The 22,046-nt window shown below is 65.1% G+C and carries 18 protein-coding genes; 4 read left to right on the top strand and 14 right to left on the bottom strand.

Annotated elements, in window-relative coordinates; translation table 11 throughout:
• Nucleotides 1-66 precede the first annotated feature (66 nt).
• The 3 genes from HY699_17860 to HY699_17850 all read right to left on the bottom strand — a co-directional run bounded on the left by HY699_17860 (nt 67) and on the right by HY699_17850 (nt 4,128).
• A complete protein-coding gene (locus HY699_17860) occupies nt 67-1,932 on the bottom strand; it encodes a carboxylesterase family protein (GenBank protein ID MBI4517675.1) in 1,866 nt (621 codons plus the stop codon).
• A gap of 68 nt (nt 1,933-2,000) precedes the next feature.
• Complete coding sequence (locus HY699_17855) at nt 2,001-3,143, bottom strand: DGQHR domain-containing protein (protein MBI4517674.1); 1,143 nt, start codon at nt 3,141-3,143, stop codon at nt 2,001-2,003.
• A gap of 82 nt (nt 3,144-3,225) precedes the next feature.
• Nucleotides 3,226-4,128 (bottom strand): hypothetical protein, encoded by a 903-nt coding sequence (locus HY699_17850; GenBank protein MBI4517673.1) that lies wholly within the window; start codon nt 4,126-4,128, stop codon nt 3,226-3,228.
• Between the two features lie 171 nt (nt 4,129-4,299).
• Between HY699_17850 and HY699_17845 the strand changes: the two genes are divergently transcribed.
• On the top strand, nt 4,300-5,838 hold the full coding sequence (locus HY699_17845) for a hypothetical protein (GenBank protein MBI4517672.1): 1,539 nt from the start codon (nt 4,300-4,302) through the stop codon (nt 5,836-5,838).
• Between the two features lie 67 nt (nt 5,839-5,905).
• Here HY699_17845 and HY699_17840 read toward each other — a convergent pair whose 3' ends face one another.
• From HY699_17840 to HY699_17820, 5 genes are all read right to left on the bottom strand, one after another.
• Nucleotides 5,906-7,102: a pyridoxal phosphate-dependent aminotransferase gene (locus tag HY699_17840; GenBank protein ID MBI4517671.1), complete on the bottom strand. Its 1,197-nt coding sequence runs from the start codon at nt 7,100-7,102 to the stop codon at nt 5,906-5,908.
• Nucleotides 7,103-7,167: 65 nt separating this feature from the next.
• Nucleotides 7,168-8,244 carry a pantetheine-phosphate adenylyltransferase gene (gene coaD / locus HY699_17835; GenBank protein ID MBI4517670.1) on the bottom strand — a complete coding sequence of 359 codons (1,077 nt, stop codon included), beginning with the start codon at nt 8,242-8,244 and terminating at the stop codon, nt 7,168-7,170.
• 26 nt (nt 8,245-8,270) lie between these two features.
• The gene (locus HY699_17830) at nt 8,271-8,621 is read right to left on the bottom strand and encodes a hypothetical protein (GenBank protein ID MBI4517669.1); all 351 of its coding nucleotides are present in this window, start codon (nt 8,619-8,621) and stop codon (nt 8,271-8,273) included.
• 23 nt (nt 8,622-8,644) lie between these two features.
• Nucleotides 8,645-9,427 carry a nitroreductase family protein gene (locus tag HY699_17825; protein ID MBI4517668.1) on the bottom strand — a complete coding sequence of 261 codons (783 nt, stop codon included), beginning with the start codon at nt 9,425-9,427 and terminating at the stop codon, nt 8,645-8,647.
• Nucleotides 9,428-9,521: 94 nt separating this feature from the next.
• On the bottom strand, nt 9,522-9,884 hold the full coding sequence (locus HY699_17820; GenBank protein ID MBI4517667.1) for an acyltransferase: 363 nt from the start codon (nt 9,882-9,884) through the stop codon (nt 9,522-9,524).
• A gap of 386 nt (nt 9,885-10,270) precedes the next feature.
• Here HY699_17820 and HY699_17815 point away from each other — a divergent pair, with 386 nt between their 5' ends.
• Nucleotides 10,271-11,320 carry a hypothetical protein gene (locus HY699_17815; GenBank protein MBI4517666.1) on the top strand — a complete coding sequence of 350 codons (1,050 nt, stop codon included), beginning with the start codon at nt 10,271-10,273 and terminating at the stop codon, nt 11,318-11,320.
• 102 nt (nt 11,321-11,422) lie between these two features.
• Here the strand turns inward: HY699_17815 and HY699_17810 are convergent, their stop codons facing one another.
• Nucleotides 11,423-11,782: a cupredoxin domain-containing protein gene (locus HY699_17810; GenBank protein ID MBI4517665.1), complete on the bottom strand. Its 360-nt coding sequence runs from the start codon at nt 11,780-11,782 to the stop codon at nt 11,423-11,425.
• A gap of 167 nt (nt 11,783-11,949) precedes the next feature.
• On the opposite strand from HY699_17810, the gene uvrB reads away from it, so the two are divergent.
• Nucleotides 11,950-14,007 (top strand): excinuclease ABC subunit UvrB, encoded by a 2,058-nt coding sequence (gene uvrB / locus HY699_17805; protein MBI4517664.1) that lies wholly within the window; start codon nt 11,950-11,952, stop codon nt 14,005-14,007.
• A 452-nt stretch (nt 14,008-14,459) separates the two neighbouring features.
• Here the strand turns inward: uvrB and HY699_17800 are convergent, their stop codons facing one another.
• Together HY699_17800 and HY699_17795 are read right to left on the bottom strand one after the other, a co-directional pair.
• Nucleotides 14,460-15,602, bottom strand: a complete 1,143-nt coding sequence (locus tag HY699_17800) for a hypothetical protein (GenBank protein MBI4517663.1) — start codon at nt 15,600-15,602, stop codon at nt 14,460-14,462.
• 544 nt (nt 15,603-16,146) lie between these two features.
• The gene (locus tag HY699_17795) at nt 16,147-17,424 is read right to left on the bottom strand and encodes an OmpA family protein (protein ID MBI4517662.1); all 1,278 of its coding nucleotides are present in this window, start codon (nt 17,422-17,424) and stop codon (nt 16,147-16,149) included.
• A gap of 210 nt (nt 17,425-17,634) precedes the next feature.
• Between HY699_17795 and HY699_17790 the strand changes: the two genes are divergently transcribed.
• A complete protein-coding gene (locus tag HY699_17790) occupies nt 17,635-18,066 on the top strand; it encodes a DUF3617 family protein (protein MBI4517661.1) in 432 nt (143 codons plus the stop codon).
• 134 nt (nt 18,067-18,200) lie between these two features.
• Here HY699_17790 and HY699_17785 read toward each other — a convergent pair whose 3' ends face one another.
• The 3 genes from HY699_17785 to HY699_17775 all read right to left on the bottom strand — a co-directional run bounded on the left by HY699_17785 (nt 18,201) and on the right by HY699_17775 (nt 21,848).
• Nucleotides 18,201-18,902: an OmpA family protein gene (locus HY699_17785; protein MBI4517660.1), complete on the bottom strand. Its 702-nt coding sequence runs from the start codon at nt 18,900-18,902 to the stop codon at nt 18,201-18,203.
• A 416-nt stretch (nt 18,903-19,318) separates the two neighbouring features.
• Nucleotides 19,319-21,250: an FAD-dependent oxidoreductase gene (locus HY699_17780; protein MBI4517659.1), complete on the bottom strand. Its 1,932-nt coding sequence runs from the start codon at nt 21,248-21,250 to the stop codon at nt 19,319-19,321.
• A gap of 142 nt (nt 21,251-21,392) precedes the next feature.
• A complete protein-coding gene (locus HY699_17775; GenBank protein MBI4517658.1) occupies nt 21,393-21,848 on the bottom strand; it encodes a nitroreductase family deazaflavin-dependent oxidoreductase in 456 nt (151 codons plus the stop codon).
• Nucleotides 21,849-22,046 lie beyond the last annotated feature (198 nt).

Below are 22,046 nucleotides of genomic sequence, written 5' to 3'. Positions count from 1 at the left end.
ACCAGGCGGGGTTCATGGCCGCGCCCAGCCGGCGCATTCGCCGCTGGGGCTTCTCAGAGGGAGCCATCACTCGGGCCACGGATAAGTGTCGAAGGGATACTCGGCGCAGCCGCTGCGGCCGGCGTTGGGGTAATCGTTCTTGGACAAGCCGCGAGACCAGTTGGCCAGCTCGCGGAAGATCATGCAGCGCTGGCGCGGGGTCGACAAGCGGGAATCGCCGTCCACCGCTGCCAGCACGCTGGCGCGCGTCACGGTATCGGAGGACATGCGCAAGCCGCCGCCGGCAGGCGTGTCGAAGACGATGAACTTGGGAGTAGTGGGGTTCGATGCCCCCCACGCCGGCCATTCCGGCAACTCGCCGTCACGGCCCCTACCGGGTGCGCCAGTGTAAGCGAACTGCGCCCAGTACGACATCATCTGCGAGCTGAGGGCACGGCGGCCGGGTTCGTTGTCTTCGGAGAAAATCATGTTGGCCGCCCGGCCGAGGTCGAAGTGACCAAACACGAACGGGATCTCGAAGCCGTGGGCCGCGCCCAGCATGGTGGAGAGATCAGCCCCGAAGAGCGCCGGCTCTTCGTCCCAGTCGAAGCGGTAGACGAACACGCTTTGCCCCGGCAACGCCGCCAACGCCGCTGCCGGCTCGTCGGCGCCGGTGGCCTTCCACATCTTCGACAGGTACTCGGCGCTGAGGTTGTACCAGCGCTCGTCGCGCAAGCGGTAGAAGAGCCACAACCAGCGTCGCACCCGGGTGCGATCGGGAAACAGAAACAGCTTGTTCTCGTCGCGGTTGGTGCCGATCATTACCGGCACCGGGTTGTAGCCGCCGCTGCGCCCGAGCTGCGGTAAAGGCTCTTCCTGCGGCAAGACCGCCCCGTCACGGAACACCAGCGGCATGCTGATCATGCCGACGCCCGGCATGGGTGTGTAGGCCGTGAGGATTGCCCGCTGGGTTTTGCCCCGCAGATAAGCCTCGACCTCAGCTTTGCTCATCGCCGCCAGCTGTGACTTCGCGGCAGCACGATCCGGCGCCCGCTTTTCTGCAAGCAGCAGACGCAAGAGCATCTCGTTGGAGCTGTTCGGGTCCCCCGGCGCGGCGTCGTCACTGAAGTGCTCGGCCTCGGCGACCTGGCGCAGATGCAGCCCGCCGCTTTGAACCACGGCACGGTGGAACAATCCGCGTGCCCTGGGGGACAAGAGCAGGCTGTACACGTTCACACCGCCGGCCGATTCGCCGAAGATGGTGACGTTGCCGGGATCACCGCCGAAGGCTTCGGCATTTTCCCGCACCCATTCGAGCGCGCGAATCAGATCGAGTGTACCGAAGTTGCCGGAGCGTTCATCGTCGCTCGTGCCTTGGCCGCGAAGGGCGGGGTGGCGAAACCAGCCAAATGGGCCCAGGCGATAATTAACAGTGATGACGATGACATTGTGAGTTACGGCGAGGTTGCCGCCGTTGTAGAAGGCGCCCTCGCCGATGGTATTGCCGCCGCCGTGGATCCAAACCATCACCGGCAACCGCTGCGCCCCGGCGGGCAGCGCGCTGGCACTGAAGCGGGGGGCGTAGACGTTGAGGTAGAGACAGTCCTCGCTGCCCACCGGTGTGCCCGGGCGGGCACCGCTGACGCCGCCGAAGGTGCTGGCAAATTGCGGGCACGACGAGCCGTACTGCACGGCCTCGCGGCTACCGGTCCACGACTGCGGCGGTGCCGGCGCCCGCCAGCGCCGCTCGCCCACCGGCGGCTGCGCAAACGGCAACCCCAGCCAGACGTGGCTGCCGTACTGTCCTTGGAACCCGATCACTTCGCCCGAGCGTGTGAGCCGGCGCGTCGCCGGGTCGGGCGGCCGGGTTTCGGTATCGCCGCGCTTGCACGCGCCCAGGGCGAGCGCACAGCTAAGCAACAAACTTACAGCCACGGGGCGCTTTGCCGGCATAACTCCTCCACTTGTTGCGACGTGCTGCCAGAGCGTTCGCCTCGCACGTGGGCGGTTCGCAGGGCGTCTCAGCCCGACACCGTGCGCAGCGCGGAACGTAGTTCGCGTGCGAGTACATCGACGCTGCCGCGGGTGCCGCCGGCCAACTTGATACGCCACTCGCCTTCGGTCTCGAAGCGCGCATCGCCGAGGTAATCGGCCCACGGGGCTATCGCCGCATGAATCGCGGCCGCCTCGAAAGGATCAGCGCCGGCCTGGCGCACGGCGCCGAGAACGTCGGGCACCACGCGCAAGAAGGCCCGCAACGCAGTGGCGGTCTTGATGCTGTAACGCTTGCTGTGCCACGCCTTCTCGAACACTCGGGCGATCTGCTTGAAGTAGCTGAGGAAGAACTTGGGAGCGTTATCGCGGAATTGCTCCGCCGGGCGGCCCCCGAAGGCGTCGAGTGCGGCGAAGACGCCCTTCAGCTCGTCCGCCAGCGGCGCCTGCGCCACCCGGCCGGCGCCCACACCGAAGAGCTTGATCTCGCCGTGCAGTGGCGACTCCTTGCTCTCGGCCAGGGCACGAATGATGTCGTGGCTGGCGGCCAGCGCTTTATCGGGATAGAGGCGGCGGCCTGAAAGACTGATCAGGTGCGATGGGTTGAGCTTGGTGTGCTTGGCGTTGATGGTCACGAACAACTCGACAACCTGGTCGGGGGCGAGTCGATCGAAAATCACCGCCGGCACCTGCACGTTCTCCAACGGCCGTTGCTCGGCGAGCTGGTGAATGGCGAGCAAGCGGTGTTGCCCGTCGAGGGCACGCAACGCACCTTCCACCGGCGGCAGCTGCAGGACGCCGAGGATGCGATGCGAGCTGACCGGCACGAAGTCGAGCCGGCGATCGGAGGTGAGCAGCACCGCTCCCGGCACCGCCGGCAAGTTCCCGGTCTCCGAGCACTGGACGAAGTAATCCATCAGCTCGGCGATCTTCTTCTGGATCAGCGGCCGCTGGTAGGCCTCTTCGCTGTGGGCGATCTTCTGCTCCAGCACATCCCAGTTGATCTTTCCGGCTCGGCCGGTCTTGACCGGCCGCTTACCGGCCGTGCGGCCGTCGCCGCTGTAGCTGAGCACCTCGAAGCGCACCAGCTTTTGCACGTCGCTCACGCCCAAGATCGCCTGGTAGAACTCGACGCCGAACTGGTGCAGCCGCATAGCGGGTACGGTGATCATCTCTGCCTCCGTCGCAAATCCGGGGGACCCTCTAGTGGAAGCCTGCGGCGCCGGTCAACAGCCCTCGACTCGCCCGCGTATCTCATCGCTGCGCGGGCGTCTTCTTAGCAGCCTTCGGCGATGCCTTTGGCGTGGCCATGGTTGGCGCGGGCGTGCCCGGTGCCGCTGTTGCCGTGCCCGGCGTCCCGCTAGCCATCGGGGTCGTGGTGGTGGCCGCGGTTGCTTTGAGCGTCGGGGTGCCGGGGGTTGCCGAGCCCTTCGCCCCGGTCTTGCTCGCCAGCGCAGTTGCAGCAATGGTCGGCTCGGGCTCCGGGGTGGTTTCCTCTACCGGCTCGGCCAACTCGCGGCCGGCTGCCGGCGGCGCGGATTCGGCTGGTGGCATTGGCGCCGCGCCAAGCCCGGGAGCAGGCGCGGCACCCGGTGCGGGCGCAACTGCACGCGGCTGTACCGGCGCGAGCGGACGCGGGCCGCGGCCGCCCGCCTCACCCGTAGCGCCGCTAACGAAGATGGTGCCGGCGGTCCCCGATACCGGCAGCCGCCCGCCCTTGGGATCGGAGGCAATGATCCGTGTCGGTTGCAGGACTATCGAGCCCGCGGCATCTGGCGAGATGCTGAAGGTGCAGGCGTAGAGCACACCGGCGGGAATTGCGGCGACGTTGTTGGCGGAGAAGATGATGTTGCGCACAAACGGCTGGCCCCGCGCCGGCGAGGTGCTGAGCGTCTTGTCAGCCAGCGATCCCGGACCGATATCCGGATTGATGCGGCAGCCGCTGACCATCACCAGCGCCGGATCAAATTGGATATCGGCTTGAAAGCCGGCAACGTGCTCGCCGGCGCCGAGCCCCATGCTGACCATGATCTCGACGCTCGATCCGGGCTCCAACGACGCCGAACCGACCTCGATGGTTACGCCGAGCACCGGCCGTCGTGCCAGCAACACCACCAACGCCGCCACCACCGCCTGCAAGACCCTCTGCTTGTCCATTCGTAACGCACCCATCTCGAACCCCCAAGAACGCAAGTCTGTGCTGCCGAGTCCTACACGCTCGCAGCCTGGAAGTCGAATGCGAATACCAGCAGCAGCCGCCGGCTGATTCGCTTGCATCCGGCAACAGCGCCGCGCTAAGTAGCCGCGACGTTGCGCGCGGGAGGGGACATGGGCAGGTGGCAGCTACTGCGGGTGACCACGGTGATCGGGGCGCTGTGGCTCCCAGCACAGGCCTGGGGACTCAAGACCACGCTGGCAGGGCGTGCTCTCGAACTCGATGGTTATGTCGAGGGGCGCGAGGTGTTCGAGGAAAACCGCGCCACCTCCCACGACCGCACGCAGCAAACGTTGCGACTGCGCGCCGCCGCCGAAGTCACCAGCTGGCTGCGCCTCGACGCCACCACGGTGGGAAGCAACGGGGGCCCGACTTTCAAGGCGACCAAGGCGGGCACCTTCAACCTCGACGATGTCTTTCAGGACGTCTCGCCCGCCGTCGAGTTCGAGGAGGCCTATCTCGATGCCCGCCTCGATCGCTTTGACCTGCGCTTGGGCAAGCAGAAGGTGGCTTGGGGCAAGCTCGATCGCACGCAGCCGAACGATTTGATCAACCCCGAGCGTTTCGCCGACCCGTTCTTACAGGAGGAGGACGAACGCAAGATCGGTGTGCCGGCGGTGCAGGCGTCGTACTACCTGCCGGCGGCCGACTGGCTGCCGCAGGAGATGCGCTTCACCGCGGTGTGGGCTCCGTTCTATGTGCCGTTCCGCTTTCCCGAAGTCGGCGAACGTTGGTTTCCGCCGACTCTGACCACCACGCAAGAGTTCTTCATTCCCGCTGGGCTAGTGACGTTGCCGGGCGGACAGCCGCTACCGGTACCGATCCGGGTGCCGGTGAGTTTTCGCGCCGCCAACAGCCGCACTCCGGCGTTGCGTTTCGACAACGGCGACTGGGGCGTACGGCTGGCGGGTATTGCCGGCGAGGCCGATGTCGCCCTTTACTACTACCACGGTTTCGACGTGCAGCCCTGCTTCGGCTTGAGTGCGGAGGCGTTCGCTCATCCTCCGGCCGACCCCCGCAATCCGCTCGGGTTCGATATCACCGCCACCACAACTTTGACGCCGGCGTTTCGCCAGATTGATTCCTGGGGCGCCGATGCCGCCTACCCGATCGGTCCCTTCACTATCCGCGCCGAAGGCGCTTACATCAGCGGCCGTCCGTTCAATCGTGACCTGCGCCTTCTCATCACTGATCCCCGCGTGCTCGGGCCACAGATTGAGCAAGGCTTGGCCGCCTTCCTCAACGGCGCCACCCGCGTTCCGATCGATCTCGGGGCATCGTTCGTCACTCGTGATGCCGTCGAATGGGGTATGGGCGCCGACTACTCGTCCAACGGCTACCTCTTGCTGTTGCAGCTGAACCAGACCGATGTGCTGCACAACGACGCGGCGCTGCTGATCAAGGACGTCGAGACCCGGCTGTTGGCCAATGTGCGCAAGAACTTCTTCAACGACGACTTGCAGGCGCAGCTGATAGCCGTGTACGGAGCCAGCAGCGACTACAGCGTGGTACTGCCGCGGCTGACTTATAGACTCACCGACGCGCTCGATGTTCGCCTCGGCTACCTTTTCATCGCCGGCCGCCGCAGTTCGGTCGGCGGCCAGTACCGCCGCAACGACGAAGGCTTCGTGCGCCTACGGTACTCGTTCTGAGCCGCACCACCGCAGCGTTTCACCGGGGGTCAGCTCCGGCGAGCTTCAGGTCAGGGGCGCTTGCGCCTCAGATTCGCGCCTTCAGTTTCGCCAGCGCCTCGGTCATGCGCTCGAGGCCGGTGCGCAGGTTCTCCAACGAGGTGGCGTAAGAGATCCGGATGTGTTCCGGGTAACCGAAGTCGGTGCCGCCGACGACCGCGACGCGGGCGGCCTTGAGCAGGTAGGCGGCCAAGTCGTCGCCGCTTTTCGGCCCGTCGCCGGCGGGCGCAAGATACGCCGCGACGTTGGGAAAGACGTAAAAGGCGCCTTGCGGTAGCGGGCAGTGCACGCCCGGGATGACATTGAGGCCGCTGACCACGAACTGGCGCCGTTGCTCGAACTCGCGCATCATTAGCGGCACCGATTCCTGCGGCCCGGCCAGAGCCTCGGCGGCAGCGGCCTGGGCAATCGACGACGGGTTCGAGGTCATCTGCCCCTGCAAGGTGGCCATGGCTTTGATCAACGCGCTCGGCCCGGCGCTGTAGCCGACGCGCCAGCCGGTCATGGCGTAGGTCTTGGACACCGAGTTGACGATCAACGTGCGCTCGCGCAGCGCCGGCCGCACGCGCAGGACCTGACCGCAGCGGAAGCCGCCGTAGACCATCATCTCGTAGACGTCGTCGCTGATGACGAACAGGTTGTGCTGCGCGATCACATCAGTCAGGTCTTGCAATTCGGCGTCGCCATAAGCCACCCCGGCCGGGTTGCTCGGGCTATTGAGAATCACCGCGCGAGTGGCCGGAGTGACGGCGGCCTCGAGTTCGGCGGCAGTCAGCTTGAATCCAGCGGCCATCTTCGTCGCCACGATGCGCGCGCGCGCGCCCGCCAGCGCCAGCATGTCGGGGTAGCTCACCCAGTACGGCGCCGGCACGATGACTTCGTCGCCGGGTCCGAAGAGCGCCTGGAAGGCGACGTAGAGCGCGTGCTTGCCGCCGCAGCTGGCGATGACTTCGCTGACGTCGTAAGTGAGGGCGTTGTCGCGCTTGAGCTTGGTGACGATCGCCTGCTTGAGTGCCGCGGTGCCGCCGACGGCGGTGTACTTGGTCTGGCCGGCCTGCACCGCTCGCACCGCCGCCTGCTTGATGTTTTCCGGGGTATCGAAGTCGGGCTCCCCGGCGCCGAAGTCGATCACTTCGATCCCCTTCGCCCGCAGGGCGGTGGCCTGTTCAGTCACCGCCAGCGTTGCCGAGGGCTTGATCGCGCGCACGCGCTCGCTCAGATTCATCAGAGCACTCCTAGATCATATCGCCGCCGCACCACCAGTGCCGCGTTTCGACGAGCGTGCGGCGGCTACCGCTTCGGCTGCTGTTCCTGGTTCCTGGCCTGCAACCGCCGGAACACCACCGGCGGCACCAGCGCACGGACATCGCCGCCGAGCGCCGCCACTTCCTTAACCAGGCGCGAGGCGGTGTAAAAGTAGGCTTCGCTGGCGGTCATGAAAAACGTTTCGACGCGGCCGTTGAGGTGGCGATTCATCAGCGCCATCTGGAATTCGGTCTCGAAGTCAGAGACCGCCCGCAAGCCGCGGATCACAACGGTGGCGCCGACGCGGTCGCAGTAATCCACCAGCAGCCCATGGAAGCTATCGGCAATCACGCGCTCGGCGAGGTCGGTGAGCGCCTCGCGGATCATATCCACGCGCTCGGCGGCAGAGAACAAGGCGACATCCTTGTGAGGGTTGTAGGCCACCGCGACTACGACCTTGTCGAACACCTGCAGCGTGCGGCGCACAATGTCGAGGTGGCCATTGGTAATGGGATCAAATGAACCAGGGTATACGGCTATTCGCGGCATGATGTGATCGCTCGGCTCCTCGGGCACGCGCAGTATGCTCACGCCCGTCTTCCCATAGCGATGGGTTGGCGTCAAATACGGCCAGGGCTCGGCCGGGGGCGGCTCATCACAGTGGTGCTCGACCAGCACCCAACCACCGGGCCGGACGATGGCGGCGGAGGCGAGCTGAGCCAATGTCGCCGCCACCAGCCCCTTGGAGTAAGGCGGATCGAGCAGGGCGCCCTCGAAGCGGGCTCCTTCACGCGCCAGGCGCCGCAGGGCGGCGGGGGCGGAAAGCGGCAGCAAGCGCGAGCGATCACCGAATCCGCAGGCCTCGAGGTTGGCGCGCAGCGCCCGCGCCGCCGCATGCCCCGCCTCGACGAAGACGGCGCGGCGGGCGCCGCGGCTGAGGGCCTCGATTCCCAAAGCTCCGCTGCCGGCGAAGAGATCCAGCACCGCCGTCTCCGCCAGCTCGAAGCGGCTGCAAACGATGCTGAACATCGCCTCCTTCACCCGATCGGCAGTCGGGCGAGTGGCGCGCCCGGCGGTAGTTTTCAAGCGCCGGCCTTTGGCACTCCCGGCGATCACCCTCATGGCTGCCTCAGGGGGATGGCGAACGCTCAGCGCAACAGCGACGGCGCTTGGATGAAGATGCCGTTGTGGATGAGAAAGCCGCGCAGCGTGCTGCCGATGCGTGCGCGCTCGCCGGGGCTCCCACCGCTGGCCTGCTGCTCGAACTCCTGGATCTTCGCGCCGTAGAGCCGCCGCCCTTTGAGGCTGATCTTCAGCTGCTCGCCGCTCTCGCGCAGGCATTCCTGGATGATGTCGTCGGGCTCCTTGCCGACAAACTCGCAAAACGCTCGCAGCGTCGCCAACCGTTTGGGGTCGGCATCAGGGTCAACGTTCGATTGCCGGCGTAGCCCGGCGTACCAGGTTTGTACCGTGCGGTAGGCGTGAAAGTCGTTCTCCATCCTGCGTGCGGCGCTATCGCCGGCTACTCCGGCAAGCCGAACATGCGCGCCAGGGCGCGCACCTCGTCCTTGCGCCACGGCAGCGGCGCAGGGTCTTGCAGCATCTTCTCGGCTTTGAGGCGCTCAACCACTTTGGGGTCGCGCTTGAAGCCGTTGCCGTACTGGCTTTCGAAGAACAACTGCTCCAGCGGCAAGCGCGGCCGCTGCCCGCCGGCCTCCCACGACTCGGCCGGATAGCCGACCAGCATCACCCACATCGGCAACCAGTGATCGGGCACCTTGAGGGCCTGGCGAATGGGCGGATCGACGAAGGCGGTGAGACAGGCGCCGAGCCCCTCATCGAAGGCCGCCAGCAGTGCCTGGCAAATTGCCGTGCCGCTGTCCACCGACACCGCGCGGATCAGGTTCTCGCGGTCCTTGCCGATGGGTTCGAGGATCATCGGCCAGACGAAGTCGTCGACGAACTTGTGGCTCCAGCCGTGGCTGGCGTTGAGCGCACCGGCGTCCACCAGCTCCTTGAGCGAAGTGCGCCCGCGTTTGTAGGCGTCGAGATCGCCGTAGAAATAGATGTGCAGCGGGGCCATCTCCATAACCAGGCCGGACACCGGCGTCTTGATCGACTCGAACAGCGCCGGATCGAGCTTATCGCGCTCGACCACGATGCCGCGCAGGTAGCTGGCATTGACGGCGCACGAGGCGATGCGGGCGGCTTCGAGGATGACCTGCACTTTCTCGCGCTCGACCGGCCGCCAGGCTTGGAAGTAGCGAATGGAGCGCCGCCGGCCGAGGACCTCTTTGAACTCCATGGTGGCTCCTTTCCGTCACGGGGCTGGGGCTCGCCGCCCCTCTGCGTGGCGCGGACAATAATGAAACGGCTGCCCCCTGGCAACGGCGATCCGCTCACGTGCCGCGCACACGTGCCGGCACCCCCATCACCACCGCGTCATCAGGCACGTCGCGCGTCACCACTGCGCCGGCCGCAACAATGGCGCGGCGGCCGATGGTGACGTTGGGCAAGATGATCACGCCGGTGCCGATCCAGGCATCGTCCTCGATCACGATGCGGCCGCGAATGGGCTGAATCCGTTCCATCAGCCGCGAGAAATTGGCGTCGGATGAGGTCACCAGCGTAACCCGTGGGGCGATCGCAACGCGGTCGCCGACGACCAGCTTCTCGGAAAAGTCCGATAGCTCTTCGATCACGAGCAGCTCTTCGCCGACGTAGACGTCGCGGCCAATGCGATGGCCGCAGGCCCGCAGCAACCCTACCCGCAGCCGGAAGCCGGGCAACCAGCGCGCCGCCCACTTCAGCAACTTCTTCAAGACCACACGCACCGCTCGTCTCCGCTGTCCTTGCCGCGGGGAGAGGATCGGGGTGAGTGGTTCAACTGCTCCCAGCCTCGGCCGCTCACACTAGTTCCGTGCGGATCATCTCCAGCGCTGCCTGCGAGCGTTCCCGGCATAGTGTGCTTTACTACGCCGTCTCGCTCGGGTCGGTCAACGCCACGCGCGCCCGGAACCCTGGAGGAGAAGGGCCTGGCCGGGGGTTTGACAGGCGTGCCGCGTATGTCCACCGTAGGCGCGGCAATGGCAACTTGGCTGGGGTGACGCCGCCGCCACTGCGGCAATCGCGAACAGGGGAGGCACCTATGTTCAACCGCAAACGTCTCGTAGTGGTATCCGCGGCTGTGCTGGTTGCTGCGGCCTTGTACGCGCCGGCGCAACCGCAGTTGGCTGCTGCCGAGAGCAAACCAGCGGCACTCCTCCATCCTCCCCTTTACAGCCCTGAAAGCCCATTCAACCGTATGATCCCTCCCAATCCCGCCGTCGATCCGGGCTCGGCCGCGATGGTGGGCAGCCTGATCGAGGAAGCCAGGAAGCAGGGATTCCTGATGACGGTCAAAGAGTGGACGGTTCCGGTCTACTACGCGAGCGCAAACACAAAGCGCTACGACGTCCGCCTGACGGCGTCGTGGGCACCGTATCGAACGATGAAGGGTGTGCCGATTCCGTCATTTGCCACGCCCGACGCGATGAGCGATCGGCACATGGCTATTATCGATCTCACCTCGGGCTGCGAGTATGATTTCTGGCGCGCCCGCAAGGCGCTCGGACGATGGACGGCAGCGTGGGGTAACGCTCTCAACACCGATAGTGATGGCGTGTTTCCGAAGGGTGTTTCAGCGCGTGGGTCGGGTTTCGGCTTGCTGGCGGGCATGATCTGGCCGGACGAACTGCGGGCAGGCAGGATTTCGCACGCCTTGAGCTTCAGCTACTCGAACACGAAAGCCGGAGGACCAGTCCCGCCTGCGACTGAAAGCGACGGTGATTCGGTGCGTGCCGGCGCGATTCCGGAAGGCGCACGCATTCAACTCAATCCGGCGTTGGATCTCGACAGGCTCGGCCTCACGCCAACCGAGCGAATCATCGCCCGGGCGCTCCAGGAGTACGGCATGTTCCTCTCCGATGACGGCGGCGGCATCACGCTCTACGCGGTCCACCCCAAGAGCGTCAGCGTCGATCCCTATGCCGGGCTCTTCTCCGGTGACGTGGTCGTACGCGGGGACCGTTTTGGCAAGGCCTACGTCATGCTCGATCGCATTCCGGTACCCGAATTTCGCGTGCTGCGACTCGCGCCACAAGTTCGCGATCCGCCGCTCGAGGTAGTGCCCAACGGCTGCGCGGAATTCAGAGAATGAAAGCCGGCCAAGTGAGCAACCGGGCGGCCTCGGCCATGCCCGCGGGCGGCAAGCCGGCATCCGTCAGGTTGAGGAGCCGGCTCGCCGGTGAGCAGGCTCGGGTTACCGCAGCACGACGAGCTGGCCGCCTACGTGAGTCGGATGTAACTGGCAGTTGATCGGGAAGATGCCGGCCTTGTCGGCGGTGAACTCCACCGTCTTAGGCTCGCCCCGGGCGACGAGCTCAGCGATGTTGTAAGCCGCAATGGCGAAGCCGTGCTGACTCGGCTCGGACTTCACGTTGTTGATCAGCGTCAGCTTCACCTTGTCCCCTTTTTCGACCACCAGCGTCGCCGGCGTCCAGATCTTGCTGCCCTCGTACTCGATGTTCACCACGGTGAACTGCATTAGCGACTCGGCTCGGGCTACCACCGCTGCCAGCAACAACGCCGCGATCGCGACAACCCCACTCAGTGTTCGCATGAAGGACCTCCCGCATCCAAATGTGACCGCATCTGGCCACAAGAACAACCTCAATTCAATCCAGGCCGTGCTCTGCTATAAGCCAGCGCCATGAGCGTGCACATATGGCAGCGGCGCCGGCGACTGGAGTGCGGCGGCACGCCGGCGGTGGCTGGAGGTTATGTCGCATGAGAGGCGAGGGCGCCTTCCGCCTGGTCGCCGACTTCGTGCCGCAGGGGGACCAGCCCGAGGCCATCGCGCAGCTCCGCGACGGCATCGAGCAAGGCCGCCGGGCGCAGGTGCTGCTCGGTGTCACCGGTTCCGGCAAGACCTTCACCATGGCCAACGTGGTGGCGCGGGTGAACAAACCGGCGCTGGTGATCGCGCCGAACAAAACGCTGGCGGCGCAGCTCTATAACGAGTTCAAGACCCTGTTTCCTGAGAACGCCGTGCGGTACTTCGTCAGCTACTACGACTACTACCAGCCGGAAGCCTACGTGCCGAGCACGGACACCTACATCGAGAAGGACTCCGCGATCAACGACGAGATCGACAAGATGCGCCACTCGGCGACCAAAGCCCTGCTCGAGCGCAACGACGTGCTGATCGTCGCCAGCGTTTCGTGCATCTACGGCCTGGGCTCGCCCGAGGCGTACTTCGAGATGCTCATCTTCCTCGAGCGCGACAGCCAGGTGGATCGCGACTGGCTGCTGCGCAAGCTGGTCGATATCCAGTACCAGCGCAACGATTATGACTTCCATCGCGGCACGTTCCGCGTGCGGGGCGACGTCGTCGAGGTGTTTCCCGCCTACGAAGAAGCGCGCGCCCTCCGCATCGAACTGTTCGGCGACACCGTCGAGGTCATAGCCGAGATCGATCCCCTGCGCGGGCAGGTGTTGCGGCGGCTCGACAAGGTCGCGATTTATCCCGCCAGCCACTACGTCACCTCGCCTGATCGCATGGAGAAAGCGGTCGCCGCTATCCGCACGGAATTGAAGACGCGCATTGCCGAGCTGCGGGCGGACAACAAGCTGCTCGAAGCCCAGCGCATCGAGCAGCGCACGCTTTACGATTTGGAGTTGCTGGCCGAGATGGGCTTCTGCCCCGGCATCGAGAACTACTCGCGTCACCTCACCGGCCGGCAAACCGGCGAGCCGCCGCCGACGCTGCTGAACTACTTTCCCGACGACTGGCTGCTGTTCATCGACGAGAGCCACGTCACTGTGCCGCAGGTCGGCGGCATGTATCGCGGTGACCGCTCGCGTAAGGAGACGCTGGTGGAATACGGCTTCCGCCTGCCGTCGGCGCTCGATAACCGGCCGCTCAACTTCCAGGAGTTCGAGCAGCTCGTGCGCCAGGTGGTGTACGTGTCGGCGACCCCGGGTGATTACGAGCTGACGCAAACCGGCGGGGTGGTAGTGGAACAGCTGATTCGCCCCACCGGTCTGACCGATCCGGCGATCATCGTGCGGCCGGCGCGCCGGCAGGTGGACGACTTGCTGGAGAATATCAATGAACGGGTAGGACGCGGAGAGCGTGTGCTGGTGACGACGCTGACCAAGAAAATGGCCGAGGATCTCACCGACTATTACCAGGGGCTGGGCGTGCGCGTGCGCTATCTGCACTCCGACATCGAGACCATCGAGCGCGTCGATATCATTCGCGATCTGCGCAAGGGCGTCTTCGATGTCTTGGTGGGTATCAACCTGCTGCGTGAAGGCCTCGATCTGCCCGAAGTGTCGCTGGTGGCGATCTTGGATGCCGACAAGGAAGGCTACCTGCGCTCGACGCGCTCGTTGATTCAAACCATCGGCCGCGCCGCCCGCAACGTCAACGGGACGGTGCTGATGTACGCCGACCGGGTCACCGAGTCGATGCGCCGCGCCATCGACGAGACCAACCGCCGCCGTTCCAAGCAGGAGGCGTTCAATCGCGAACACGGCATCACGCCGCAAACGATTCATAAGGCCATAGATGCCCGGCTGGTCGAAGTCGCCGAAGCCGATTACGTCGAGGTGCCGATCGTGGCGGAGGAGGGCGAGGAGTATGTGGCGCTGGTGGACATTCCCAAACGCATCGCCGCGCTCGAAAGACAGATGCGTCAGGCGGCGGCGGACTTGGAGTTCGAGCGCGCCGCCGAACTGCGGGACGAGATCCAACACCTGCAACAGCGGGAGCTCGCGCTTCGCGACGCCGGCGATGTCCCGCCGCCGAATTCTCCACCTCCGCGACGTAAGCGTAAGTGAAGCCGCGCCGCCGCAGTCGAGTGCGGCGGGCGCCGGCGATTGACCTTTGCAGGGCCGCGGCATATGGCGCGAATGCCCGTGGCCGCAGGAGAGCGATGCCCCGCAGCGCCTCTCGCCTTCGTGCCACCGATTTCTTCGAGGGCTGCACGTTCAGATATCGATGCCTCCGTGGAGGTCGCGATCGTAGCGAAACGTGAACCCAAGGAGATCCAGGTTCCGTCGAATCCACCTCTATCGCACTTCAGACCCGCTCGTGAGCTCGAATTGGAAGCCTGCAGTTACCGGTGTCGCACGATCTGGGCGCGCCGTCGCGGGCGTCGGACGGGTTCAGTGCGGCGCTCGCGGATGAGTCAAATTAGGCCTTTATGCGGGCTGTCCGCCTCGGAGACCTGGATCACGTCCGGATCGGTGAAGGGGACACCGGCCAGTCGGTGTCCCGACAACCACCTGGATCAGCATCCACGCGAATAGAACCAGGCGGTAAGCTTTCCTTCAGGTGAATAGGCAGGCACCCAACCGCTTATTACTGTCTTCGGCGATCCACCTTCGCACGGGCTCGCACTCAATATTTCGACTTGGAGCCAGAGCGTGCCAGCGAGGTCCTGAGTGCCGCGCACGTTTACCGGGTACTCGTGACGTCCCTCGCTCTGCTTCACGTTCGCATTCACTGGGTTGCCGGCGCCTGGATCGGGCCATATCCAGCCATCCCAATGGGCCGTCAAGTAGGACAGGCGATTTACGATGAGCTCCGCGAACGGGTGGAAAGGACCAGCGAGGCGCGCGCTCAGCCATCCGCTACGATCGTGGGGCAGCGCGATCCGATACCAAGCGGCTCGCTGCTCTAGCACGACGGCCGCCTTCCTCTCGTAGTCCAATTCTCGCGTGATGATATCGGTCGGAAGACGAATCTGGGCGACCACTGCGGCCCCGGACTCCGGCGAAGCCATCACCTCGATCACCGCAGAGGGCAGGCGCGGTGGTGGTGATGAGGCGCCAGGTTCGTCGAGATTCAACACCGTCACAAGCTCGAGCAATCCGATCAACTCGGCGTGCGGATGGCCGGGCTTCGGGAGGCGTGGTCCGCCGGGATTCGCGCTCGGATCGCGAACCGCATTGGCGGTGCGCAACCCCTCGAGGCGGAGAAGGATCTTCTCCGCCGGCGTGTCGACGAAGTCGACGACCTTCACATCGGGGCCGAAGGGACGGGTTCCATTGCAGGAGTCGAACCAGGCTGTGGTCCCGCCGGGTTCGTCGCGCGCGGCGAAGATCAGAAACATTTGTCCCGCCTCGACCGGTACTCCGCAACTGGCCGACGAAAGATGCGTGGCAAAGGCAACGATCGACTTCGGGTCGCCCTTGTAAGGTTCCTGGACTGGCGCGAACTCAGCCGTTCGAAAGTCCGGCGATCCCTTGACGATGCGGGTCGATACAGTGCGCGCCACCATGACCAGATCGGCGCGTTCGAAGTAGTGATCGAGTGTTTGAGGTACGCATCGACACGCCAGAGTCGGACGCGCGAGCAGAAGCGCGAGTAAGCTTGCGACCAGAAAGCGCAGGGGCGTGTGCGTGCGGGCCGCGAGCCTTTCCGCTGCCATGCATCTCCGTTCGAGTTCTGCGCTCACGGCGTATCGACGGGTTTGAGGTTGCGGCGAGGTGCGCTCATCTGACGCTTGATCTCTGCATCGGGCGTAAGCACGGGATTCGGAACGCCGATCTGGCGCCACGTTGGGCAGATCGTGTCGGGAACACAGAACGAGCGGTCGACGTTTACCCGGATACACACCTGGCCCACGGGGCATTCCCCCTCCACGCAGCTCTCTTTCCCGGCGCAGAGGTTCGGTGTGCCACTGGACCCGTCGGGACAAGAAATGGGGAAAGACAAACAAAACGTCTCGCAGTTGTGATGCGCCAGGAAACCGTCGCCCGTGCGTTGGCAGGGCTCACCGGCCTTGCCGTACCCGCACCCGGAGAAGACCGATGAGGCCAAGATCAAAACGCTGGCGATGCGCGTTCTCCAGATACGGCGTCGTCGTCTCGAAAATCGAGAGGCAGTATCCACCTCCGTCCACCTCCGGTCGAGTTGAGAGCGTTCTCAGACCGTCGATCGTAATGAATTCAAAGAGCTGCGCCGGATTGTCTTCATCGGCAACGGACCTCGACTCGGCGATTCAGCGAGCGGCCGCTCTCGTCGTTGTTGCCGGCAATTGGACGGCGTTCCCCTAGCCCGGCGGCACTAATTCTATTCGCGGCCACTCCGCGCCGCACAAGATCCTCCACGACCGCGCGGGCTCGCCGCTCCGAGAGCTCCTGGTTGTAGCTGTCCGAGCCCTCGCTCGAGGTGTGACCTTCGATGATGATTGCGCCGCTGGGGTCGGACTTGAGTCCCTTGAACAGCTCGGCGAGGACCGGCTCGGAGGCTGGTTGGATCTCGGCGGAATCGAACGCGAAACGAATCCCGTGAATGATGGAACCGCAACCGAGTCTCGGCGCCGGGGGATCTTTGCAGATGGAAGCCGCACCGGAAGCTGCGGTCGGCCCGGTGTAGAGTCGGAAGGGTCCCTTGTTCGTCGAGCGGACTCCGCGGATCGTTCCATCGTCAACCACGGACAGTATGAAAGTGCTCTGTACACCGTCGGAGCGGTCGACTCCAGTGGCCTGCAGGATGTTGCCGCTCACGGTCCCCTTGAGGTCTCCGCTGTTGTCGTAACAACCGGACACGAGAGGGCCCGCTTGTTTCATCTCGAGCTTCACCCCCGCACCGCGCCAGGCGCCGGTGAAATACTCGGCTAGCGGCGGCGATTCCTGTGTGCCGTTACCGATGATCTCGCTGAATTCCAACGACATCTCGGGCCGTAGCATCTCGATGCCGCCCACCAATCGTACTTTGACCCAGCGCACCGGACGCTTCCATGCGACTGTGAGCTCCGTTACCTGGCCGCGTTTTCGATGCGTATGCAGCGTCGCGGACGAAAGAAGCGTAAATCCCTCGTCAGGACCCGTCGCGGATCCGTGCACCTCGACCAGGCGAGTGAACGTCGTGGATGGGCTTGGCGTCTCCAGGATGCCCGGTACCGCAAACCGATCGAACGTCGTGGGCGCCGGCAACATATAGACAAATTCGGTGTCGGTCCCGGCCGTTGCCTTGCTGACGATCGAGAAGCTCGTGGCGTCGCCGTCGATGACACGGACGGCATGCTCGAAGTTGGCGCCCTGCTTTGCCCCCGCGCCGCCAACCCGGATCGGTACCGCCCCCTGTGCGAACGTCAGGTAGTCAATACGTTCCGCCACCTCCGCCGCCAGCACGAGTTTCTCTGAACCCGCGGGCGGCTCGGCCCTGCCGTCAGAGGATGCGGCGAGGTCGACCGCGACGAACAACGCGATCGAATAGATGCTGGCCGCGAACCAGGCTGGTCTCACGCCTTGTCGTTCCTCTCATTCATGGACGACTCCGCCGATTGCACGATGACAAATGAGGCGTCTACCTTAGTGCGCTTGGACACACCACCCCTTAGAACGCGCTTGAACCCGCTGTCAAGGGACGGCCCGCCGACCTTCCGGTCCAAAAGTAATCGGTTGCACTAGGCCGCTCAACTGGTAAGGTGCCCGGAACCGATCGGGGAGGGATCCATGTTTGGCATTCGTGTTACGCTTGTCACCGCTGCCGTTACTCTCGCGCCCGCTGCGGTCTTCGCCGCCTTCGAGATGAGGGCCGGGAAGTGGCAGTTCGAGACCACTTCGGTCATGTCGGTAATGCCGCAGCCGCAGACCAAGACTCAGACGAAGTGCCTCACGGAGAAGGATACCGATCCCGACAACGCGATGAAGGGATTGACCAAGGATGGCCACTGCACGCTGAGCGGACGCGAGGTCTCCGGGAATACGCACACCTTCGAGGTCACCTGCAAAGGTGCGAAGGGTCCCGAGATGAAGGGGCGCGCGACGCTGACCGGGCACGGCGATAGCGTCGAAGGGGGCATGACGGTGAACATGCAGATGGGCCCGCAGGCGATGACGATGGAGACGAAGTGGAAGGGCAAACGCCTGGGCAACTGTGACTGAGTCGCCGGGTTTCGCTGGCATCAAAGGATGGACGCGATCCGGGCGACCATACGTCTAGATCCCGGTACGGCAGCGTGCACCGCTGTACCGGCCGCCACCTCGGCGATTGGCGGATCGGAGTCTTCCCGAACGTATCAGTAAGGCTCCGACCCAGCACCCGCTGGCGAGCCGGCCTGATCGGCGGGCATCACGTGCACATCGACGCGCCGGTTCTGCGCGCGACCCTCCGGAGTCTCGTTGGTGGCCACGGGGCGCGACTTCCCCTCGCCGAGTGTAGTCATGCGGCTTGGCGATACGCCGCTCGCCGAGAAAACGGACGCCACCGCGTCGGCGCGCTGTTTGGATAGGCTGTAGTTCAGCTCGTCGCTGCCGCGGTTGTCGGTGTGCCCGACAACCGCGACGCGGCTCTCCGGGTAGCGATTGAGCACGCCGGCGAAGCGGGCGAGCTTGTCGCGCGCGCCGGGTTGAAGGTACGCTTTGCCGGACTCGAAGAGCACGTCGCTCGAAAGCTCGATGTCGAGTTGATCTTGGCGGCGGCGCAGGCGGTCCTGTTCGGCGAGAACCGCCTCCATCTCCTTTGCCTGCTGTTCCATGTAGTAGCCGATGCCCGTACCGGCGAGGCCGCCGACCACCGCGCCGATGGCAGCGCCCTTGCCGGCACCCTTGCCACCGCCGACGATCGCGCCGATTGCGGCTCCGGCTCCTGCGCCCCCCGCTGTTCCGAGCACTGCGCCCTTGGTGGTCCGCGACGTGTTCTGCCAGGCCGCGCAGCCGGACAAAGAGGAGACCACTAGGACGGCTATGACCCCAAGTGCCAGGTTCCTTCTCGTCAGCATCGTTACCTCCATAGACATCTCATCATTTGCGGATGAAGTTTATGCTGGCTGATGCACCAAAGCAACAGCCGACGTCTCAAGAGCAAGAGCGCGCAGCGCGCCCGAAGGTGCGCGAATTAGGCCAAGAACCAAGAAGATGCGATCCCGCGCCTGGTGTAGCCTGGGGCAAAGGTCGGCGTCCAGTTCCGCTCGATCCCTTTAATCCGTTCAATCCGTTGTAGGAGACCGGCGGCGGCGCTGGTGAACCAAAGGCCCGAACCGCCGTTGCTATACAGCCGCAACGCAGCAAGTGGCACAGGGCGTCACGGTGCTCTCGGATCTGTTTGCCTCGGCCGAATAGCGCGCTCACCTAACGCGGGTGTATGCGGCCCGCGCGCTGCGGCAGGCCGCTGGCTGCGCCCGGGCCGCGGTCACGGTCAGCTGATCACGCGGGCGGCGTGATAGCCTTCCCAAATCGCCTCCTGGATGGTGCGCGGCCGGTTGCAGTCGCCGACGGCGACCGCCTCCGTCCCCAGCTGCTCCAGCGCATCACGTAGTGTGAGATCGGGGGTGAAGCCGGTGGCGATGACGACGCTGTCCGCTGCCAGTTCCTCGCGGCCGCCGTTGCGCTCGACCATCGCGCCGCGGGGGGTGATCTCGACCAGCTTGGTGCTGGTCATCACGGTCACCTGAGCTTGCGCCAGCAGGGCCTTGATTGCCAGGATGGTGTTGATGGTCTTACTGCCTTGCGGCACCATCTCCGGCATCATCTCGACGATGGTCACCCGCCGGCCTTGCTGCGCCAGGTAGACGGCCGCCTCGCAGCCGCACAGGCCGCCGCCGACCACCAGCACCCGCTCTCCCAGCGACTCGGGCCGCTGGTACAACTCGACGGTATTGAGCACGTGCCGGCTCTCCACCCCGGGCACCGCCGGCAGCTTGAATTGCGAGCCGGTGGCGACAATCACCACGTCGGGCCGGTGTTGCTGCACCAGCGTGGGCGTGGCGGCCTTCTGCAACTCCACCTTGACGCCGGCCTTCTCGACCTCGGTAGAGAGAAAGCGAATGAGCGGCCGAATGTCGCGCTTGAACTCCGGCACCGCGGCGACGTGCATCTTGCCGCCCAGGCGAGCGGTCTGCTCCCACAGCGTGACCTCACAACCGCGAGCGGCGGCGGCCCGCGCCGCTTCCAGGCCGCCCGGACCGCCGCCGATGACCAGCACCTTGCGCTTACGCCCGACCGGCACCAGCGCGTAGTCGCGTTCCATGCCGGTCTGCGGGTTGACCGTGCAGCTGACGTAGAACTTCTTACCCAGGCAGGTTTCGTTGCAGGCAATGCACGGCCGGATGTCGCCGATGCGCCCTTGCTTCACCTTCTTGGCCCACGCCGGATCGGCGAGCAGCGGCCGGCCCAGGGCGACGAAATCCGCCTGGCCGTCCTCGATGACTTGTTTCGCCACCGCCGGGTTGCCGAGCTTGCCGTGGGCAATGACCGGCAGCTTCACTACCTGTTTTACGGCTTGTGCCAGCGGGATCTGGCAGGCCTGGGCCTCGTACATACTGGGGATGACGCGGTGCCACACTTCGTAGCAACCGCCGTCGACGTGCAGGGCGTCGACCCCGGCGCGTTCGAGCCGGCGGGCGATTTCCAGGCCCTCGTCGAGTTGGCGTCCGCCCGGTATGTAATGATCGGGAGTGAACTTGTAGATGATCGGGAAATCCGGCCCTACCAGGCTGCGGGTAGCGCCGATGAGTTCGAGCGAGAAGCGCAGCCGGCCATCGAGATCGCCGCCGTAGTGGTCGGTGCGGCGGTTCCACAGTGCGCTCTGGAACTGATCGATGAGATAGCCGCCGTAGCCCTGGATCTCGATGGCATCGACGCCGGCCATCTTGGCCATGGCTGCTGCCATGGCGAAGGACATCATGAGCTCGCCGATCTCCTCGACCGTTAGTGCACGGGTGGTGACGCTGGGGTCATGGAAGCAGGGCACCTCCGAGGCCGAGATCGGCGGCAGGATGGTATTGCCGAGCAAGTAATTGACGCGGCCGAAGCCGGCGCTCAGTTGCAACACCAGCTTGGCATCGTAGTGGTGGACGGCATCACACAGCTCGCTCAAGCGCGAGACGTACTTGGGGCTATCGAGGCGGGGCAAGAAGTGCGCGAGGCCGCCTTCGAGCCGGGTGTTGGCGATGGCGGCGCCGGTGATGATCATGCCGGTGGCGCCCTGGGCACGCGCCGCATAGAACTCGATCAGCCGGCGCGAATAGCCGAGATCGCTGTCGGCCAGCCCGGCTGTCCCCATCGGCGCCATGGCGACGCGATTCTTGACCTCCATGGTGCCGATTCTTGTTCGTTCGAATAATGTCATGTGTGTGGCTCCTTGATCGCCGGGGCGCGCGCCCCGGGGCCTATTTCCACGCGCCCTTGCCCGTTGCAAGCTGCCGCAGCCTCAGCCAGATCGCCCGCCACCGTGCGATCGACAAGGCAAAGGTGGTGCGGTTAGCGACGCGCTAGAGCCTCTTGCTGCTGCCGCCCGGGCGGCGCTTGGCGGCGGGCGGGTGCTTGGCGGCACGGCGCGCGTGCTCGTTGGCGAGATCCAGCAACACGTAGCCAGGGAAATCGGCGGCGCGCAGGGCTGGGCGCACGAACGCGGGCAGGTGGGGCTCGGCCGCCTTGAAACCCACGATGCGCGGGTTGCACAGGCTGGTGCTCCGGCCCATTTGCATGACTTCGCATCCATGTGCGCTGACGATGTTGCGCGCCCAGTCAACGTCACGGCCATAAGTCATGGGGATCACGAAGCCGGTAGCGCTGGGAAAAGCCACCACCGGTGTACGGTACTCGCGCCCGCTCTTGCGCCCGAGGTGGTGCACCATCGCCAGCGGCGGCACCAGCCAGGCGAAGCTGCCCATGAGCGGGTTGGTGAAGATACGGTTTACGCGCCGCATGAAGCGAGGCAGGTGCATGGCCGTGCAGGCTACTCCCCGGCCGGCAGAAATCAAGGATGGCGAACCGGTCCGGGTGCGCGACAAATTTGTGGGTAACGTGGTGCCGACCCTGATCCTGTTCGGTGTTATGGCCGTCATTCCCGCTTTCGCTGGAATTACAAATTTCGTCCCTTTCGGCCATGGGCCTCGGCCTGACAGTACACAGTACTGTCAGAC

The organism is Deltaproteobacteria bacterium (assembly GCA_016210005.1).
Classification (GTDB): Bacteria; Desulfobacterota; Binatia; order HRBIN30; family JACQVA1; genus JACQVA1.
This window is presented reverse-complemented; position numbering and strand designations above follow the sequence as displayed.

Bases quoted from the DNA above. Each gene is read 5' to 3' on its own strand.
- HY699_17810 (MBI4517665.1), bottom strand. From the start codon at position 11,782: ATGCGAACACTGAGTGGGGTTGTCGCGATCGCGGCGTTGTTGCTGGCA.
- coaD (MBI4517670.1), bottom strand. From the start codon at position 8,244: ATGAGGGTGATCGCCGGGAGTGCCAAAGGCCGGCGCTTGAAAACTACC.
- HY699_17775 (MBI4517658.1), bottom strand. From the start codon at position 21,848: ATGCACCTGCCTCGCTTCATGCGGCGCGTAAACCGTATCTTCACCAAC.
- HY699_17790 (MBI4517661.1), top strand. From the start codon at position 17,635: ATGTTTGGCATTCGTGTTACGCTTGTCACCGCTGCCGTTACTCTCGCG.
- HY699_17780 (MBI4517659.1), bottom strand. From the start codon at position 21,250: ATGACATTATTCGAACGAACAAGAATCGGCACCATGGAGGTCAAGAAT.
- HY699_17855 (MBI4517674.1), bottom strand. From the start codon at position 3,143: ATGATCACCGTACCCGCTATGCGGCTGCACCAGTTCGGCGTCGAGTTC.
- HY699_17825 (MBI4517668.1), bottom strand. From the start codon at position 9,427: ATGGAGTTCAAAGAGGTCCTCGGCCGGCGGCGCTCCATTCGCTACTTC.
- HY699_17785 (MBI4517660.1), bottom strand. From the start codon at position 18,902: ATGCTGACGAGAAGGAACCTGGCACTTGGGGTCATAGCCGTCCTAGTG.
- HY699_17860 (MBI4517675.1), bottom strand. From the start codon at position 1,932: ATGCCGGCAAAGCGCCCCGTGGCTGTAAGTTTGTTGCTTAGCTGTGCG.
- HY699_17830 (MBI4517669.1), bottom strand. From the start codon at position 8,621: ATGGAGAACGACTTTCACGCCTACCGCACGGTACAAACCTGGTACGCC.
- HY699_17815 (MBI4517666.1), top strand. From the start codon at position 10,271: ATGTTCAACCGCAAACGTCTCGTAGTGGTATCCGCGGCTGTGCTGGTT.
- HY699_17845 (MBI4517672.1), top strand. From the start codon at position 4,300: ATGGGCAGGTGGCAGCTACTGCGGGTGACCACGGTGATCGGGGCGCTG.
- HY699_17800 (MBI4517663.1), bottom strand. From the start codon at position 15,602: ATGGCAGCGGAAAGGCTCGCGGCCCGCACGCACACGCCCCTGCGCTTT.
- HY699_17850 (MBI4517673.1), bottom strand. From the start codon at position 4,128: ATGGACAAGCAGAGGGTCTTGCAGGCGGTGGTGGCGGCGTTGGTGGTG.
- uvrB (MBI4517664.1), top strand. From the start codon at position 11,950: ATGAGAGGCGAGGGCGCCTTCCGCCTGGTCGCCGACTTCGTGCCGCAG.
- HY699_17840 (MBI4517671.1), bottom strand. From the start codon at position 7,102: ATGAATCTGAGCGAGCGCGTGCGCGCGATCAAGCCCTCGGCAACGCTG.